The 18,411-nt window shown below is 35.1% G+C and carries 16 protein-coding genes and 1 pseudogene; 7 read left to right on the top strand and 10 right to left on the bottom strand.

From position 1 onward, the window contains the following. Nucleotide 1: 1 nt before the first annotated feature. The 7 genes from RTY06_RS04580 to RTY06_RS04550 all read right to left on the bottom strand — a co-directional run bounded on the left by RTY06_RS04580 (nt 2) and on the right by RTY06_RS04550 (nt 8,185). The gene (locus RTY06_RS04580) at nt 2-1,660 is read right to left on the bottom strand and encodes a C45 family autoproteolytic acyltransferase/hydolase (protein WP_312823150.1); all 1,659 of its coding nucleotides are present in this window, start codon (nt 1,658-1,660) and stop codon (nt 2-4) included. After that, the gene (locus RTY06_RS04575) at nt 1,660-3,186 is read right to left on the bottom strand and encodes an NAD(P)/FAD-dependent oxidoreductase (protein ID WP_312823149.1); all 1,527 of its coding nucleotides are present in this window, start codon (nt 3,184-3,186) and stop codon (nt 1,660-1,662) included. Before RTY06_RS04575 ends, RTY06_RS04580 begins: the two co-directional genes overlap by 1 nt. A 191-nt stretch (nt 3,187-3,377) precedes the next feature. Continuing rightward, entirely contained in the window at nt 3,378-4,262 is an 885-nt protein-coding gene (locus RTY06_RS04570; protein WP_312823147.1) for a lipid A biosynthesis acyltransferase, read from the bottom strand. An 86-nt stretch (nt 4,263-4,348) separates the two neighbouring features. Further along, complete coding sequence (locus RTY06_RS04565; protein WP_312823145.1) at nt 4,349-4,606, bottom strand: acyl carrier protein; 258 nt, start codon at nt 4,604-4,606, stop codon at nt 4,349-4,351. A 9-nt stretch (nt 4,607-4,615) separates the two neighbouring features. Continuing rightward, entirely contained in the window at nt 4,616-5,836 is a 1,221-nt protein-coding gene (locus RTY06_RS04560) for a beta-ketoacyl-[acyl-carrier-protein] synthase family protein (RefSeq protein WP_312823144.1), read from the bottom strand. An 86-nt stretch (nt 5,837-5,922) separates the two neighbouring features. Continuing rightward, entirely contained in the window at nt 5,923-6,654 is a 732-nt protein-coding gene (fabG, locus tag RTY06_RS04555; RefSeq protein ID WP_312823143.1) for a 3-oxoacyl-ACP reductase FabG, read from the bottom strand. 10 nt (nt 6,655-6,664) lie between these two features. Next, a complete protein-coding gene (locus RTY06_RS04550; RefSeq protein ID WP_312823142.1) occupies nt 6,665-8,185 on the bottom strand; it encodes an aromatic amino acid ammonia-lyase in 1,521 nt (506 codons plus the stop codon). An 85-nt stretch (nt 8,186-8,270) separates the two neighbouring features. Between RTY06_RS04550 and RTY06_RS04545 the strand changes: the two genes are divergently transcribed. Continuing rightward, the gene (locus RTY06_RS04545) at nt 8,271-9,521 is read left to right on the top strand and encodes an NAD(P)/FAD-dependent oxidoreductase (protein ID WP_312823141.1); all 1,251 of its coding nucleotides are present in this window, start codon (nt 8,271-8,273) and stop codon (nt 9,519-9,521) included. Between the two features lie 43 nt (nt 9,522-9,564). Here RTY06_RS04545 and RTY06_RS04540 read toward each other — a convergent pair whose 3' ends face one another. The 3 genes from RTY06_RS04540 to RTY06_RS04530 are packed head-to-tail and all read right to left on the bottom strand — an operon-like array spanning nt 9,565 to nt 12,126. Next, nucleotides 9,565-10,167 (bottom strand): hypothetical protein, encoded by a 603-nt coding sequence (locus RTY06_RS04540; RefSeq protein ID WP_312823140.1) that lies wholly within the window; start codon nt 10,165-10,167, stop codon nt 9,565-9,567. 36 nt (nt 10,168-10,203) lie between these two features. Continuing rightward, entirely contained in the window at nt 10,204-10,812 is a 609-nt protein-coding gene (locus tag RTY06_RS04535) for a hypothetical protein (RefSeq protein ID WP_312823139.1), read from the bottom strand. 18 nt (nt 10,813-10,830) lie between these two features. Next, the gene (locus tag RTY06_RS04530) at nt 10,831-12,126 is read right to left on the bottom strand and encodes an AMP-binding protein (protein WP_312823137.1); all 1,296 of its coding nucleotides are present in this window, start codon (nt 12,124-12,126) and stop codon (nt 10,831-10,833) included. Nucleotides 12,127-12,290: 164 nt separating this feature from the next. Here RTY06_RS04530 and ileS point away from each other — a divergent pair, with 164 nt between their 5' ends. The 6 genes and pseudogenes from ileS (at nt 12,291) to RTY06_RS04500 (ending at nt 18,184) form a co-directional block, all read left to right on the top strand. Beyond that, nucleotides 12,291-15,746 (top strand): isoleucine--tRNA ligase, encoded by a 3,456-nt coding sequence (gene ileS / locus RTY06_RS04525; RefSeq protein WP_312823135.1) that lies wholly within the window; start codon nt 12,291-12,293, stop codon nt 15,744-15,746. A gap of 163 nt (nt 15,747-15,909) precedes the next feature. Then, nucleotides 15,910-16,290, top strand: coding sequence for a TraR/DksA C4-type zinc finger protein (locus RTY06_RS04520; RefSeq protein WP_116034322.1), 381 nt, complete (start codon nt 15,910-15,912; stop codon nt 16,288-16,290). A gap of 77 nt (nt 16,291-16,367) precedes the next feature. Next, a complete protein-coding gene (locus RTY06_RS04515; RefSeq protein ID WP_312823133.1) occupies nt 16,368-16,610 on the top strand; it encodes a DUF6576 domain-containing protein in 243 nt (80 codons plus the stop codon). 67 nt (nt 16,611-16,677) lie between these two features. Continuing rightward, nucleotides 16,678-16,869, top strand: a complete 192-nt coding sequence (locus tag RTY06_RS04510) for a DUF2683 family protein (RefSeq protein WP_312823132.1) — start codon at nt 16,678-16,680, stop codon at nt 16,867-16,869. After that, nucleotides 16,869-17,522 (top strand): lipoprotein signal peptidase, encoded by a 654-nt coding sequence (locus tag RTY06_RS04505; protein WP_312823131.1) that lies wholly within the window; start codon nt 16,869-16,871, stop codon nt 17,520-17,522. Before RTY06_RS04510 ends, RTY06_RS04505 begins: the two co-directional genes overlap by 1 nt. 19 nt (nt 17,523-17,541) lie before the next feature. Next, nucleotides 17,542-18,184: pseudogene (locus RTY06_RS04500) on the top strand (vancomycin high temperature exclusion protein). The last annotated feature ends 227 nt before the right edge of the window (nt 18,185-18,411 follow it).

Raw genomic sequence — 18,411 nt, 5'->3', positions numbered from 1 at the left:
ATCATTTTAATTTCTTTAATGTTTTCTTCAGATATTTTTCAACATTTTCTTTATCTGGAACGGTTGTAATTTCTTTAGTTAAAGCTTTTTCGAATTCAGATTTGGCTTTAGAATATTCTTTTTGTTTAAAATAATATTTTCCGGCTTGATAATAAGCCCACCAAAAATCTGGATTCAGAGATTGATAATAAGCAATCGAATCTTCGCTTAGCAAAACATTTTCATTTTCAATTGCATCATTGACTTCTGCATTAATCATCTTATAGACTTCATAATTTTCAAATTCCTGAGAATCTACAAAAGGGTCTTTTGCAATATTCAATTCTGACTTGGCAAATTTCCCATTTTGCAATCGTTTATCGGAGAAAATTTCATTCAAATCATAACAAACAAATTCGCCAAGCTGATAAGGATTGGAAGATACCCAAACCAATCTTTTCTCTGGCGAAAAAATCACAGCGTGATGCGCCAAAAGTTGATTGAGCGCTTTCTCATTTCCATAACCAATCTTCTCCCCTTTCAAGCCAGATTTATCTCGAAGAATCGAAGCCATTTTTTCTGGATTGAGTTTTGGATTTTCCTGCAAAAGTTCATTCAGTTTCTCATATCGATATTCCGAATGGCTTTCTACAATGTGTTTTTGATTCCGTTTATCATCTTTGTAAGCTTCGGATTGAAAATGATTGGTACAAATCAATTTACTCGAATTTTCAACTTTATAAACGCCAAAATTATCCGGAGAAACTTCTATAATTACCGCATTTTTATCATTCGCACTTCCAACCAAAATCGATTCTGAGATAAAGACTTTTCTCTTTTTTGCAATTGCAATGGCTTCGTCAATATTTTTTGCAAACTGAAGAATTTCTCTGGTTACAAAAGAAATTGGTGTTTTTGCGGTCAAAGGAATTTTAGATTTTCCTGCGTTGATTGTCACTGTAATGCCTTCTTTATTCATTCCGGAAACTACGCCAATCATTCCCGGCCAGCTTACTGACATATATGGAATTCCGTTTTCCGGTTCTACAAATTCGATGAGTTTATTTTTAGCAAAATCATCGCCGACATAAAAATCAAAATTTCGCCCAATCAACAAATCGCCATCTTCCGTATTTTCATTCCAAACCGCCAAAGACGAACAGCCAACCATCATCAAATCCTGCATTGCGTGACCAATGTCGTGAGCACCGTGCAAGTACAAACTTCGAAGATATTTTGGAGCAATAAAATCATATTTATCCGATGAATATTGAGATAATCCGTACAATTCAGCTTGAAAATCTTCTCGAACATTCAGATACATTTTCCGGTTGTACCATTTCAGAAAGTTGCGCATCAGTTTTTGTTTGAATTTTGATGGAACAAAACCTTCAACCTTAGAAAAGAAAATCTCTTCTTGTTTCTGCATCAGATTGTGGGTCAAAGCGCCGTTATTATAACCCAACTGCAAAGGATTTCCTTTGATGTAAAGTTCCCAAAGCTGTTGTTTATTTTTTGTTAAATAATTTTGACTGAAGCTAAAAGTTGAATCATTGATTTTGTTAACCTTCGGAATTTCAAGCGAATATTGACCGACTTCAGGAACGTGATGAATCGATTTGGAAATCCCACAAGAAGCAAGACATAGAATTAATAAAAGATAAAGTAAAACTCTTTTCATTAATCCTTATTTATAACTGTCATTAATCTTTCGTCAATCAATTCTTTTCCCAAAATCTCCGAACAAGTGACAAATGCGCCAATCGTTACTCCCAAAATACCGTGCATATTAACGGTTTGACCTGTCAATAGAAGATTCGGAATTTTTGTTTTGGCAGAGAAAACGGTTTTCAACGGATTGTGAGAATCTTTTACATAACCGTAGATTCCGCCTTCGTAACAGCCGATATAATCACGATATGATAATGGACTTGAAGTATAAATCTCTTCTATCGAATCTAAAATATAAGGATACTTTTCAGCCATTTTCTGAATCAGAATTTTAGCTTTTTCACTTTTAAATTCTTCGTATGCTTTACCTCTATCTTCGCTTTCAGCAACGGTATTTTGTGTTTTTTCCCATTCTTTAACCTCATCAAAATTCATATAAGCAAGAGCAGTAAGACTTTCGGCAAAATCTGGATTATGCTTGGATTGTGTGGCGGAAAGCATATACCATTCCGGCCAATTTTCAGCTGATGGAGAACTGGCATTCCAGACTTTTTCTATGGAAGAATAATTATAAAAGTTGCAATTGAAATAAGGTAATGAGTTTTCTTTCAATTTGATATAAACCGAAAAACAAGAAACAACCGGTTCTAAATCATTGACACGATTGAGGTAAGATTTTTTCAGCTTATCTTCTCCTATTAGTTCAACTGTTCTTCGGATATCGATATTAGAAATAAACCGTTTTGCGAAGAATTGTTTCCCACATTTGGTTTCAACAGCTTTCAGATGATTTTCTTCGTTATAAATAAATTGGCAAACTTCAGAATGTTTATAAACTTCAGCACCATGTTTTCTGAGTTCTCTGATTAATAATTTTGTGATCTGACTTCCGCCATTAATGCATTTGAAAGCACTTTCGATATAAGAATTGACAGTAAGAGCGTGAACATACAAAGGCGTTTTCTCGCCAACTCCTGCATATAGAAAATTAGAACCTGCCAAAACAGCTCTCAACTTTTCGTTTGAAGTGACAGAATCTATAAAATCTTTGGCATTGGTATAGAGAATCTCGTCACTATACTTTTCTTTTCTGTAAAGGCTGTAACGTGGAAACTGAGCGCAAACCTCCTGAATTCCATCACAATACTTGATAATATTTTCTTTTTCTTCAGGGAAAAATTTGAAAAGTTGCTCCACGAAATTTTCATAACCTTGAGAATGTGGATATTCGATTTCATCATTATCGAATGTGATTCTGTCGAAACCGTTTTCATCCAGTTTTTTCAGATTCAAATCGTGCATTATTCCGAGATAGGTGAAATATTGATTGAGATTTTGACCTTCGGAAAGTCCGCCTAAATAATGAACACCTGTATCGAAAATCAGTTTGTCTCTGGAAAAGGTCTGAAGATTTCCGCCATATTGATTATTCTTTTCCAGAACGCAGACTTTGAGACCTTCTTTCGCCAAAATAAGCGCCGAAACAAGTCCTCCCAAACCGCTTCCGATAACCAATATGTCGTATTCTTTTTCCAATTTTTTCAGAAGTGAGATTTTAGACTTTAGATGTTAGATTAAAAAGTATGCTTTAAACGTTGAATCACTCGCAACCCGGCTTGAGCGGAAATCCTTTTTTGCGTGAACCTCAAGTTCTATTTAAACTGAAATCGTCTGCAAAAAAGATTGGGAGCGGAAGACGGATTAAGTTGCCATAAAAATATTGAAAATTAATCAATATCGTCCCAAAAGTCGAAGTAATTGAACCATTGGAGCGGATATCTTTTTATCATCGATTCCAGATTGTGAACATAAGAATTGAGCAAGCCTTGTGAATCACGGTTTTTGATGTTCTGAGCGACTCTTGCGTAGAGATGATAATGGAGATTTTTTTCCTTCATCACATAAACATAAACCACCGGAACGCCCAATCTTGAGGCAATCAAAAAAGGTCCAGCGGGGAATTTTGCCGACTTGCCAAGCAATTCTGTTTCAAGGAATTTGGAACCTTCGAAGTATCGGTCGCCAGTGAAACAAATGAGTTCGTTTTTGGACAGCGCTTCATTAATCTCAAAAATATGCGACATATCATCTTTGACGTAGATGAACTTGATATTGCTTTTCTTAACGGCAATACTTTCCATATACTCCCGAATAACCGTAACTTCCTGGTCTGTAGTTACTAAATTAATCTGGGCATCAAAATCGATGTCAGCAAAAAAATGTTCTGCAATTTCGAAATTTCCGATGTGTGCGCTAATTAAAACACCTCCTTTTTTTTGAGCTAAAAGATTTTGGAGATTTTCTATTCCGTCAAATTCGTAAGTGAATCGATTGCGCAAACCAACTGAAATAGCCGTTTTATCAATCAAAACCTTACCAAAGACAAAATAACTTTTAAAAACCGATAACTTCGATTTCCAAGAACTGTAACCTAATCTTTTTTTGAAATAATATGAAATGTATTGATTGCTCTTCTTCTCGAAAATGAAGTAATAAGTCGCAACAAAATAAAGAACAAAATAGGAACTGCGAACGCCCAGATTCTTAATACACCAAACGAAAATCTGGTAACCTAATATCGTTCCTTTGGATTTGCCTTTCCATTTGTTCATTTTGTCAATTTAACAATTTATCAATCTAGCATTGTAGCAACTTTAGGAATATATTGTTACATTTTTTAGATTGCTATATTGTTACATTAAAGAGCTGTTTTTTCGGAAATTTTTTGTTCTATTGTATCGTAAAAATCAGTGAAAGTCACAATCTGCTTGAAGTCAGCTTCTCCTAACTTCACACCAAAATTGGACTCGATAATCACAACCATATCGATATAATCTAAGCTATCAAGACCTAGAGTTTCTTTGAGGTTTGCATCGTCTGCAATATCATCTCTGTCTACCTCAAATTCGTTGACAAGAAAATCATTAACAATCGTAATAATTTTATCTTTTTCCATAACTTTTATCTAAACAAATTTTTTAACAATTAGTGCTGAATTGGTTCCTCCGAAACCAAAAGAATTCGACAAAAATACGTCAATTTTTTGATTTTTTGTTTTTGTTATGAGATTTATCTTTTTTGCATCGTCATCTGGATTTTCCAAATTGATATTGGGTGCGACAAAATCATTCTGCATCATCAATATAGAATAGATGATTTCGCTTGCACCAGCCATCCAACACTCGTGACCTGTCATAGACTTGGTGGAACTTACAGGGACTTCGTTTCCGAAAATTTCGTAAATCGCTTTTGCTTCGTTGGCATCCCCTAAAGGTGTAGAAGTGGCGTGAGCATTTATATAATCGATGTCTTTTGCTGTCAATCCAGCTTGATTCAGAGACCTTTCCATTGCCAAAGCCGGTCCGTCAACATTAGGTGTAGAAATATGTCCGCCGTTGGAAGAAAATCCATAACCAGCGATTTCTGCAATGATATTGGCTCCTCTTCTTTGCGCAGATTCCAGACTTTCAACAATCAAAGTTGCGGCGCCTCCACTTGGAATGAGTCCATCTCTTTCGGAATCAAATGGTCTTGAAGCTTTTGTAGGGTCATCTTCTCTTGCAGAAAAAACACCTAATCCGTCAAAACTTGCCATTGAAAACTTGTTGGTTTCCTGAGCTCCTCCACACACAACCATATCTTGCAATCCATTCTTAATCAACAAATAAGCTAACCCAAAAGAATGTGAACCACTTGCACAAGCCGCGCTGATTGTCAAATTAATTCCTCTCAATTTAAAAATCGTAGAAAGATTCATTGTGACAGTGGAGTTCATTGATTTGAAAATCGCACCGGAACCCATTAATTGGGTATCTTTCTTTTCTCTTACAATATCCGTAGCCTCGATAACCGCCTGAGAAACACTATCATTGCCATATAAAATTCCGACTTCATTTTGATCCAAGAAATCTTGCTCTATTCCAGCTTGTTTTAAAGCATCGATTGTAGCCAAGTATGCATATTCGCTTTCTTCGCCCATACTGATGCGCTGTCTCCTGTTGAGAAGACTTTTGAGTTCAGGCTTTGGAACTTGACCTGTTAAACCAGACCTGTAACCAAATTCCTTTCTATCTTGGTCCAGAACGATTCCTGATTTTCCCTCGTAAAGAGATTCTTTGACCTCATCCAAAGAAATCCCAATGCAGGAATAAATTCCCATTCCGGTAATTACAACTCTATTTTCCATTTTTGAAATTTAACAATGTATCAGTCTAACAATATAACAATTTAAAAACATTGGTAAACTGGTAAATTGCTACATTGTTCCATTATTTAAGAATAAATTCCTCCATTAATATTAATCACTTCACCTGTAATGTAAGATGATTTTTTTGATGCTAAAAATGCTACCAAATCTGCTACTTCCTCCGCTTCGCCAAAGCGGTTGGCTGGAATCATTGCTTTCAATTCATCTTCATTAAAATCCTGAGTCATATCGGTTTTGATAAATCCTGGTGCAACAGCATTCACTGTAATATTTCTTTTAGCAATTTCCTGAGCCAAAGCTTTAGTCGCTCCAATCACCGCTGCTTTTGCCGCAGAATAATTAGTTTGCCCAGCTGTTCCTTTTACTCCAGAAACCGAAACCATATTGATGATTCTACCATATTTGTTACGCAACAACTTCTGAATAAAGAAATTAGTCACATTGAAAAATCCGTTCAGACTTGTATTGACAACATTGTTCCAATCCTCGTGTTTCATCCACATAAACAATCCGTCTCTTGTGATTCCAGCGTTATTCACGATAACTTCCACTACAGAATCGGGATTTTTTTCCTGCCAATCGCCAAGAACTTTCTGAGTTTCCTCGGCGTTTCCTACATCAAATTTAAGAATTTCACCATTAGAACCCAATTCTTGAACTCTAGCCAAGGTTTCTTCTGCAGCAGATTGATTAGATGTATAATTAATCAAAATATGATAGTTTTTTTCTTCTGCCAATTTTAGACAAATAGCTCTACCAATTCCTCTGGAACCGCCGGTTATAATTGCACACTTCATCTGGTAATCTTTAGGTTGTCTTTAAATATGTTTTCACTTTCTCCAAATACGGATACATTACCATATCATCGGAAAAAGCAGGAATTATTTTTCTCACTTCATTATACAATTCTTTAGTTGAAGATGAAATCTTATCCTGAAAACCAAGATATTCAATCGCTTGAACAATTGTAATCAATTCAATCGCTAAAACCTCAAAAGCATTTTCTATGACCTTCCTACAAATTACTGCAGCGTTGGTTCCCATACTCACAATATCCTGATTGTCATTATTATTAGGAATACTGTGAACATACATCGGATTGGACAACATTTGACTTTCTGCAGTCGTAGAAGTAGCTGTGAACTGAACGCCTTGCATTCCAAAATTGAAACCTAATTTCCCCAAATTCACAAATGGAGGCAGCATTTCATTAATTTTAGAATTCAGAAGGTAATTTAATTGTCTTTCTGCTAGCATTGTTAGTTTTGTCACAACAATTTTCAGCTTGTCCATTTCGAGAGAAATATAATCTCCGTGGAAGTTTCCGCCGTGATAAACGTGCTGGTCTTCAACATTGATGATTGGATTATCATTCGCTGAATTAATCTCATTTTCCAACACTTTTTCTGTGTATTCCAACGTATCCAAAACAGGCCCTAAAATCTGCGGAACACATCTTATAGAATAATATTCCTGAACTTTTTCTTTGAAGACTTTATCCTGCTCTTCAAAATGGGTGTACAAATGGTCAGCCCTTTTTCTTACCAATTTGCTGTCAGCCAAATGTGCTCGCATTTTTTCAGCAATTTTCTGCTGACCTGCGTGAAGTTTTGTCCCATTAAGAGCTTCTGACAAATGGTCATCATACGCCTGAACAATCTCATTAATGGCGCAAGAAAGCTTAAGTGAGATTTCGGTTAATTGATTGGCTTTGTATGCATTTACAATCCCAATTCCTGACATCACAGAAGTTCCGTTCATCAATGCTAATCCTTCACGAATTTCAACATTGATTGGTTGCAAACCTTCAATCTCAAAAACTTCTTTAGTTGATTTTCTTTCGCCTTTATAGAAGACTTCGCCTTCGCCAATTAAAACCAACGCCAAATGTGCCAACTGAACCAAATCTCCGCTCGCACCAACGCCGCCGTGTTCGAAAATCAGTGGCGTAATATCTCTGTTAATTAATTCTTTAAGCAAATTAATTACAGAATCGTGAACGCCAGATCTTCCTAACGACAAAGTATTCAATCTTGCAAGCATACAAGCTTTAACCTCATCTGCTGGCAATGGATTTCCGATGCCGGAAGAATGACTTCTGATTAAATTATATTGAAGCTGATGTGTATCCTGATCATTGATTTTGAATTGTGCCATTGGACCAAAACCTGTGTTCACACCATAGATCACTTTATTTTTTGAAAACTCTTTCAAGAAATGGAAACTTCTATCAACTCTCTGTAGGAGTTCCTCATCCAATTCTATTGTTTGGTTTTCGATTATTATCTTTTGGAAATCTTGAATATTTAAGTGCTTGCTAATTTTCATTAATTGAAGTAATAAAATACAAATTTCTTATCTATTTGAATATTTGTCATTAATTTTGCGCAAAGATAAAAGTTTTATTAAACAAATGAGTAAAGAATTTGTTGATGTTCTAGTCATTGGCGCTGGACCTTCGGGTTGTGTGTCCTCTGCTTTCCTAAAAAATAACAACATCAATGTCAAAGTTGTCGAAAAAACAAAATTCCCAAGAATTGTTGTTGGCGAGAGCTTAATTCCAAGAGTAATGGATCATTTTAATGAGGCTGGACTTTTTCCTGCACTCGATAAAATGGGATTTGAAAAGAAATTGGGCGCACGTTTTATGCGAGGCGATGAAGTTTGTATTTTCGATTTCAGTAACAAATTTGGAGAAGGTTGGGACTGGACTTGGCAAGTTCCGAGAGCAGATTTTGACAACACCTTAGCTCAAGAAGTGATTAATAAAGGCATCGATTTGGAATTTGAAACCGAAGTTGTCGGGGTTGAATTCAATGGAACTGATTCTATCACAACTGTTAAAACTAAAGATGGCGAGACAAAAGAAATTCACGCAAAATTCGTCATTGATTCCAGTGGTTACGGAAGAGTTTTACCAAGACTTTTAGACTTAGAAAAACCTTCAAAATTATCACCTCATTCAGCGATTTTTTCACACGTTGAAGATATTAATCGTGAAGAAGGCGTGGAAGGAACTTTAATCTCATTTGATATTATAGAAACCGAAGTTTGGCTTTGGGTAATTCCTTTTTCTGACGGCAATACAAGTTTAGGAATCGTTGGACCAACTGAATATATTGACAAACTTGCTGAAAATGGCGACACTGCAGAAGCTTTGAGAAAAGCCATTTCTCTTTCTGATTATTATGTAAAACGTTTTGGCGACGTTGATTTTCTTTTTGAACCGAGACATTTGAAAGATTATTCTTGCTCTGTAAAAAGTTTATTCGGTGACGGATTTGCTTTGACAGGAAACGCTTCGGAATTCCTAGACCCTGTTTTCTCATCAGGAATGGCTTTTGCCACAGAATCTGGAATGTTGGCTGCAAAATTAGCTTTAAGACAACTCAACGGAGAAACCATCGATTGGCAAAAAGAATATTCGGATTATATTTCATATGGCGTCAACGTTTTCACAACTTATGTGAAAGAATGGTACACGGGAAATCTTCAGGAATTATTCTTCCATCAACCGGAAAATCCTGATGTTAAAAGAAAAATTTGTGCAGTTTTAGCTGGTTATGTTTGGAATAAGAAAAATCCGTTTGTGAGACTGCACGACTCAGCCGTTGTGAATCTTGCGAATTACATCAAAGTAGAAAAATTGGAACAGCAACAATAAAAAAGACCGCACAAAAGCGGTCTTTTTTATTTAATGAAAGTCATTACTTAACTTCTTTATCAATTTTCTGAGCTAGGGATTTTCCAGTTTTAGCAAAACCTTCTCCTACTCTATATTCGTTACTGAAATTATTTCCCCATTGGTCTCCAGGAGCTTCTTGACTGTTGATTTCGCAAACCACATTTTTAGTTTGAGAATCTATAAAAATAAGTTGTGTACTTACTTTTGCAGGCTGCTTCATAATACCAGCATCCCAACCTGGATATATCCATTTAACCTTCACTTCTAACGTATAAGGTGAGTCAACTCCTTCTTTGAATCTCAATGGATTTTTTTCTTTGGTAAGGACTGTATTGGCAATAGACAAAAACTTAGGATTCCAAATATTTTCTTTGCTTGTCGCCCATTGTTTTTTCCAAGATTCTCCATTTCCGTCCACTTTAGCATTGAGCTCAGCAGAATGTTTTTCAACATATTGAGACTCTGTCATATTTTCCTTCATCAATTTTACATCAGAGTAGTCAAAAACGACATTCACTACATTTTGACCTTTTAGGAAAGATAAGTCTCCTTTTTCAGTTTTCATTTTCTGAGCTATTGCAAAAGATGAAATCGTTATTAATCCTGCTAACAATAATTTTTTCATAGTTCTTGGTTTGTTATATTTTATTTTCTAATTCTGTTATCTAAGTTTGTTATAAATAATTTTTGCCAAAGTTTTACCTGTACTTCCAAAACCTTCTCCAATACGCGCTTCGTCATTGAAAAGATTACTCCAATTCCCATTGCCGCCAAGCGCTTCTTTACTATCGATTTCCGTTAATACAGCTTTGGTTTTAGAATCAATGAATATCAGTTTTGTAGAAACCTTTGAAGGTTGTTTCATCACAGCAGCATCCCAACCAGAATATATCCAAACAACTTTTACAATAAGCGTATAATCTGTCTCAACATTTTCCTTGAATTTCAATGGCGTGTCCAATTTCTCCAACAGAAGATTTGCTTTTGTGATAAAACTTGGATTCCAAATCCCTTCTTTTGCCACATTCCATTCTTTTTCCCAAGCTTCTCCGTTGCCTTCTACTTTAGCATTCAACGCTTTGACTTTGTTTTCTATAAATGTTTTTTCTGGTAAATTATCTTTTGTCAGTTTCAATTCAGAGTAATCAAAAACAACCGATACTTGTGATTGCCCTTTTAAGAAATTCAAATCTCCTGTAATGAATTTCATTTTCTGAGCAAAACTCATTACTGATAAAGAAATGAATAATGAGAATAATAGTTTTTTCATAGGTTATTAAATAAAATTTTAAGCTCGTAAATCTATAAAGTTAATCGGTTTTCGACTGATTGGATTAAAGACAATTTTTGATAAAACATCGAAATCTAAAACTTCAATTTTTGGTCCGACTCTCAGTTTTGCGCGGAAATGATCTCGAACTTCATTTACAAAATTCTCATCTTCATTATCCGTACTTAGTTTAATGATAATTTCATCCAGACCAATTTCATCCGACTGAATAACGATTTGATAACACAGAATATTATTAAAATCATTCAAAATATCATTCATTGCCGGTGGATAAAGCGTTGTCCCTTTATACTTTATCATTTGTTGTTTTCTTCCGACAACAGGTCCTAATCGCATTGTGTTTCTGCCACATTGGCAAGGTTCGTAATGTGCTTTTACCAAATCACCCGTTTTAAATCTTAACAAAGGAATCGCTTCAACGCCCAAAGTTGTGATGGTCAATTCTCCACTTTCGCCTTCTTGTACAGGATTTTCATTATCATCAAGGATTTCTGTAATAATCAATTCAGGATGATGATGTCCTCCAACTTGAAATTCACATTCTGTAAAAGCCGTGCTCATTTCCGTAGAAGCGTAAGTCGAGAAAAGTTTAATATCCCATTTCTCTTTGATTTTTTTTGAAAGAATATTATCTGTGAAATCTTGATTTTTCAGTCCTTCTCCAATACAAATCGCTCCATAAACACTAGAATTTTTGTAATCTAATCCGTGTTTCTCAGCATAATCTATCATTTTCAAAAGAAACGAAGGAACTGTAATTAAATATTTAGGCTTATATCTGAAAATTGAATCCCATTGCAATTCAGGAATCCCAGGTCCCATTCTCACAACACTTGCTCCCATTTTTCTGAGTCCAAGAAAATAGGCCAAACCCGCCATAAATCTTTTGTCAATCGTTGTAATCATCTGCACAACATCACCTTTTTGAACGCCTGTACAAGCGAAAGAAATCGCCTCGTTATAAGCCAATCTTTCGAGGTCGTTATCAGACAATCCAAAAGTTACCGGGTCACCCAAAGTTCCGGAAGTTGTGCTGTAATCTACAATCTTATCCAATGGAACACAGAAAAAATCGTGATTATGTTGTTGCAAATCATTTTTGGACGTTGTCGGGATTTTCCGCAAATCTTCTAGAGTCTTGATATCATTAATATCAATAAGATTTTCTTTGAATAATTTCTGATAAAAAGGAGAATATTTTTCCAAGTAAACCAAAAGCTCTTTCAGTTTTGATTCTTGAAATTGTTGGATTGTATCTCGGCTGGATGTTTCGATTTTTGGGTATAGTTCCAAGGATTCTAATTTTAGTCACAAATTTATAAAACATAATACAATTTTATAATTCTGAATTTGAAGTTTTTATCATTCAGAAACGCTTTAAAATATGCTTTAAAAATCGACAAAAATCACTAAATTCGCAAACTTAATCCATCAGAAACAGATTTGACACATTTACAATGAGCAAGTTTACCGAATATAAAAACCTTAATCTTACCGAAACTGCCAAAAACGTTGCAGAATTCTGGAAAAACAATGACACTTTCAGAAAATCCGTAGAACTCCGCGAAGGACAACCGGAATATGTTTTTTATGAAGGACCGCCTTCCGCAAATGGAATGCCGGGAATCCACCACGTGATGGCAAGAGCAATTAAGGATATTTTTTGTCGTTTCCAGACTCAGAATGGGAAACAAGTTTTCCGTAAAGCAGGTTGGGACACGCACGGACTTCCTGTAGAATTGGGCGTTGAAAAAGAACTCGGAATCACCAAAGAAGATATCGGCAAAAAAATCACGATTGAAGAATACAACGAAGCTTGTAAAAACGCCGTAATGCGTTACACCGATGTTTGGAATGATATGACCGAGAAAATCGGATATTGGGTGGACCTTGACAATCCTTACATCACTTACAAACCAAAATATATGGAAACGGTTTGGTGGCTTTTGAAACAAATCTATGATAAAGGTTTGATTTATAAAGGTTACACCATCCAGCCTTATTCACCAAAAGCAGGAACAGGATTATCTTCTCACGAGGTTAATCAGCCGGGTGCTTATCGTGATGTTTCTGATACAACTGTTGTTGCTCAGTTCAAATCGTTGCCGGAAACTTTGCCTTCGTTTTTACAAGGATTTGGTGATGTACATTTCTTGGCTTGGACGACGACACCTTGGACTTTACCTTCAAACACGGCTTTGACTGTTGGTCCAAAAATCGATTATGTTTTGGTTAAGACTTTCAACCAATATACTTTTGAACCGATTAACATTGTTTTGGCGAAAGCTTTAACAGGAAAACAATTCGGAAAGAAATATGTTGAAGGAACTGACGAAGATTTCACTAATTACACATCTGAAAGCAAAACCATTCCTTATCAGATTTTAGCCGAATTCAAAGGTGCTGATTTGGTGGGAATTAAATATGAGCAACTTTTAGACTACGCGAAACCTTACCAAAATCCGGAAAATGCTTTCCGAGTGATTTCTGGAGATTTTGTAACAACAGAAGACGGAACCGGAATCGTGCACACCGCTCCGACTTTTGGTGCTGATGATGCGAAAGTTGCTAAAGAAGCTTCGCCAGAAGTTCCACCAATGCTAGTCTTGGATGAAAACGAAAATCCAGTTCCGTTGGTAGATTTGCAAGGTAAATTTTTATCAATTGTCAGTGATGAAATCTACGGCTTTGCTAACGAATATGTAAAATCTGAATATCTGAATGATGACGAAAAGAACACAGAATTCAATATTCAAAAAGATAAATTAAAATCAATCATCTCAGATTTAAAAGTTTATTTATCTGTTGATGAGAGAATTGCCCTTAAACTTAGAAAAGAAAACAAAGCTTTCAAAGTTGAGAAATATGTCCACAGTTATCCACACAGCTGGAGAACCGATGAACCTTTGTTGTATTATCCATTGGATTCTTGGTTCATCAAAATGACAGATTTAAAGGACAGAATGTTTGACCTTAACGAAACCATCAACTGGAAACCAAAATCTACTGGTGAAGGACGTTTCGGAAACTGGTTGAAAAATGCGAATGACTGGAACCTTTCACGTTCGAGATATTGGGGAATTCCGTTGCCAATCTGGAGAACGGATGACAAAAAAGAAGAAAAAATAATCGGTTCTGTTGAGGAATTATACAACGAAATCGAGAAATCTATAAAAGCAGGTTTCCTAAAAGAAAATCCGTTCAAAGGATTCGAAATCGGAAATATGTCTGAGGAAAATTATGATTTGATTGACCTTCACAAAAATGTGGTTGACAAAATCATTTTGGTTTCCGATTCAGGAAGAGAAATGAAACGTGAGAGCGACCTTATCGACGTTTGGTTCGATTCAGGTTCAATGCCTTATGCGCAATTGCATTATCCATTCGAGAACAAAGAATTGGTTGATAACAACAATGCTTTCCCAGCAGATTTTATTGCGGAAGGTGTTGACCAGACTCGTGGGTGGTTCTATACTTTACATGCTATTGGAACGGCAGTTTTCGATTCTGTAGCTTATAAAAATGTGGTTTCTAACGGTCTGGTTTTGGATAAAAACGGACAAAAAATGTCCAAACGACTAGGAAATGCAGTTGATCCATTTGAAACTTTGGCGGTTTATGGTCCAGATGCAACGCGTTGGTATATGATTTCCAATGCGAATCCTTGGGAAAATTTGAAATTCGACATTGAAGGAATTGATGAAGTGAGAAGAAAATTCTTCGGAACACTTTACAATACTTATTCTTTCTTCTCTTTATATGCGAATGTTGACGGTTTCAAATACCTTGAAAGCAACGTTGAAAATCGACCAGAAATCGACCGATGGATTTTATCTGAATTAAATCTTCTAATCAAAGAAGTTAAGTCTTTCTATGAAGATTACGAACCGACAAAAGCATCAAGAGCCATCAATACTTTTGTAAATGATAACTTGTCCAACTGGTACGTAAGATTATGCAGAAGACGTTTCTGGAAAGGCGATTACAGCGAAGACAAAATTTCTGCTTACCAGACTCTTTACACTTGTCTTGATACAATTACCAAACTTTCCGCACCGATTGCGCCATTCTTTATGGACCAATTGTTCCAGGATTTGAACAAAGTGACAGGCAAAGAAGTGGTAAACTCTGTTCACTTGACTGATTTCCCAATTGCAAATGAAAGCTTGATTGACCAAGACTTGGTTGAGAAAACACATTTGGCGCAACAAATTACATCGATGGTTTTCTCATTAAGAAAAAAAGAAAATGTAAAAGTTCGTCAGCCACTTCAGAAAGTGATGATTCCTGTTTTGGATAAGAAAACGGAAGAGCTAATCTTAGCCGTTTCGGAATTAATCAAACAAGAAGTGAACGTTAAGGAATTACAATTGATTAATGCTGAGGAAGCATCGCATCTCATTGTTAAACAGATCAAACCGAATTTCAAAACTTTGGGTGCAAGATTAGGGAAAGATATGAAAGCCGTTGCTGGAGAGATTTCGAATTTCAGTTCTGAACAAATTGCTTCATTAGAAAAAGAAGGAAAAACAACAGTTTCCGGATACGAAATCACGACCGAAGATGTAGAAATTTCTACGAAAGACATCCCAGGATGGACGGTTGCAAACGAAGGAAAAGTTACTGTGGCATTAGATTTGATACTTACGGACGAATTGAAATCGGAGGGAATCGCAAGAGAATTCATCAATAGAGTTCAGAATCTTAGAAAAGAAAAAGATTTTGAATTAACAGATAGAATCTCAATCCAATTGGAAGAAGCTTGCCCTTTTAAAGGAGAACTTATTAACAATGAAGCATATATTTCTGCGGAAGTATTGTCGGATAAAATAGAATTTGTAAATTCACTTTCAGATTCCGATGAAATAGAGATAGATGAAGAAAAATTCAAAGTAAAAGTTGACAAAAAATAAACAATTTCTTACAATTGTTAAGAAATTGTGAATTGACACTTTAACTTTAAAAAAATTAAATTTTTATTTCTATTCTTGTTGAAAAATAAATTTAGAAAGCGTGGCTGCTAAAAAGTTAGAAAAGCCGAAAATAGAAATTTTGAACATTAAAAAAACGATGGAAATGGCCGACGAGAAATTAAGATATAGTGATGCAGATTTGCAAGAATTCAGACAATTAATTCAAGATAAAATAGATAAAGCAGAAAAAGATCTTCTTTTGATTAAAGAAAGTTTCATCAACGATCAAAACAATGGAACAGATGACACCTCACCAACTTTCAAAGCTTTTGAAGAAGGCGCAGAAACTTTGAGCAAGGAACAAAACTCAATTTTGGCAGGAAGACAGGAAAAATTTGTACGTGACTTAAAACACGCATTGATTAGAATCCAAAACAAAACTTACGGCATCTGCAGAGTAACAGGAAAATTGATACCAAAAGAAAGATTAAAAGCTGTTCCACACGCAACTTTGAGCATCGAAGCGAAGAACATGCAACGATAGACAATTAATTATCAAAATATTAAGTCCGAGTTTCTGATTGCAAAAATTGGAAATTGGGACTTTTTTCTTATAATAAAATGACTTTAATTATTATTTTACTTTTGGTTGTAGCAATTGGATTTGTATTAATGAAAAACAAATCTGTGAAAAGCATCTTCACTCCAGAACAAAAATATTACACCATCGATGATGAGTTCAACGCCAAAAGGAAAGATAGAGAAAATGAAATTGACCAACTACTAAGCAAAATTGGAAAAAATGGGTTGGATGATCTCACAAAAAAAGAGCGCAAAAGACTGGACGAATTGTCTAAGAAGTAAGCAATTTGAATTACATTTGCAGAAATTTCCGGTTAAAAAAAATTAATTATTATTTTAAATTTAGAAAATGGAATCAATTATTGTACATACCAAAAACTCGATGGAGTTGACTGCGCTGAAAAGCGTCCTGAAAGATATGAACATCGAGTTTGAAAAATTTCACACAAAAAATAATTTTCACAACAGGAAAACTGTCCAAAAAATCAATGACAGAAAGGATAAAAAAATAACTAGAACGCCTAAACCAAAAGGATTGTAATGAATAAAAAAACAATTATAATTCTAGTGACGCTATTGGTTCTTCTCATAGATCAGGCTTCAAAAATCTATATTAAAACTCATTTTTTCCTTGGTCAAAGCGAGAAGGTTTTTGGGCAAGATTGGTTCAGAATGACTTTTGTAGAAAATCCAGGTATGGCTTACGGTTTACATTTTGGAGGATTGTGGGGAAAATACACTTTGATTCTTTTAAGAATTGTTCTAGCCATCGGAATGGTATTTTTATTCAAAAAATGGCTCAAAGAAGGCGCTTCTAACTACCTTATCATTCCAATGGCTATGATTTTTGCTGGTGCAATTGGAAACGTTTTTGACGGCATTTTCTACGGCGTTATTTTTGACAGTGGAACTTTTTATGATGCAGAATCTGATAGATGGATTGATTATGAAGGAATTTCTAAATTGACACAATTCGGACACGGTTATTCTAATCTAATGAAAGGCTGCGTGGTAGACATGTTACATTTTCCATTGGTCGACACCACATGGCCAGATTGGGTTCCTGTTCTTGGAGGAAACAGAATTGAGTTTTTCAAATATATTTTCAATGTTGCTGATAGTTCAATTACGATTGGTGCGTTATTCCTATATATTTTCAGAAAGAAAGCTTTCCCAAATGGTTTGGATTTTTAATTAAAACCAAAACACACAAATGAAAATTATTAAAAACTTAATCAAAATATTCCTGTTGCTTCTTGTGGCAGGATTTCTTTTTATTGCCTTTGCAAATTTCAGTATTAAAAAATACAGCAATGATTATATTTCTAATTATTTAGAAGAAGTTCCCACAGAAAAAACAGCTTTGGTTTTAGGAACAAGCAAATCTTTGAGCAATGGTAATCCTAATTTATATTTTTCTTATCGTATAAAAGCGACTGCAGAATTGTACAAAGCTGGAAAAATCCAATATATCATAGTAAGCGGCGACAATTCTGTTGAAGGTTACAACGAGCCCGAAGAAATGAAAAACGACCTTGTTGCAGAGGGAATCCCTGCGGGAAAAATCTTTGAAGACTTTGCTGGATTCAGAACTTTGGACTCTGTAGTAAGAGCAAAAGAGATCTTTGGACAAAATTCTTACATTATTATTTCTCAAAAATTCCATAATGAAAGAGCTGTATTCCTTGCCAGAAAATATGGAATCGAAGCTTATGGCTATAACGCAAAAATATGTTAACAAATATGCCGGACTGAAGACAAATCTTCGAGAATATCTTGCGAAGGCAAAGGTTTATGTGGATTTACTTTTTGGTGTAGAACCTAAATTTGGTGGAGAGAAAATCATAATCCCTTAGAAAAAACCTTTGTTTACAATTTACAGCCCGTCATATTTTGACGGGCTTGTTGTTTTTTGTCTTTTATTTTTGTAAAAAACATCAAACACTATAATTATGATAACACTTGTACTCCAAATCATTTTTAGAATGATCGACTTTTTCACTCGATTATTTTAATTTATAAATCACTAAATTTTAAAACTATAAAAGACTACAAAGTAGAATCTCTGATCTATTATTCAAAA

The organism is Epilithonimonas sp. (assembly GCF_032055105.1).
GTDB lineage: Bacteria > Bacteroidota > Bacteroidia > Flavobacteriales > Weeksellaceae > Epilithonimonas.
Note: the sequence above shows the minus strand (reverse complement) of the source record. Positions and strands in the feature narration are given on the sequence as shown.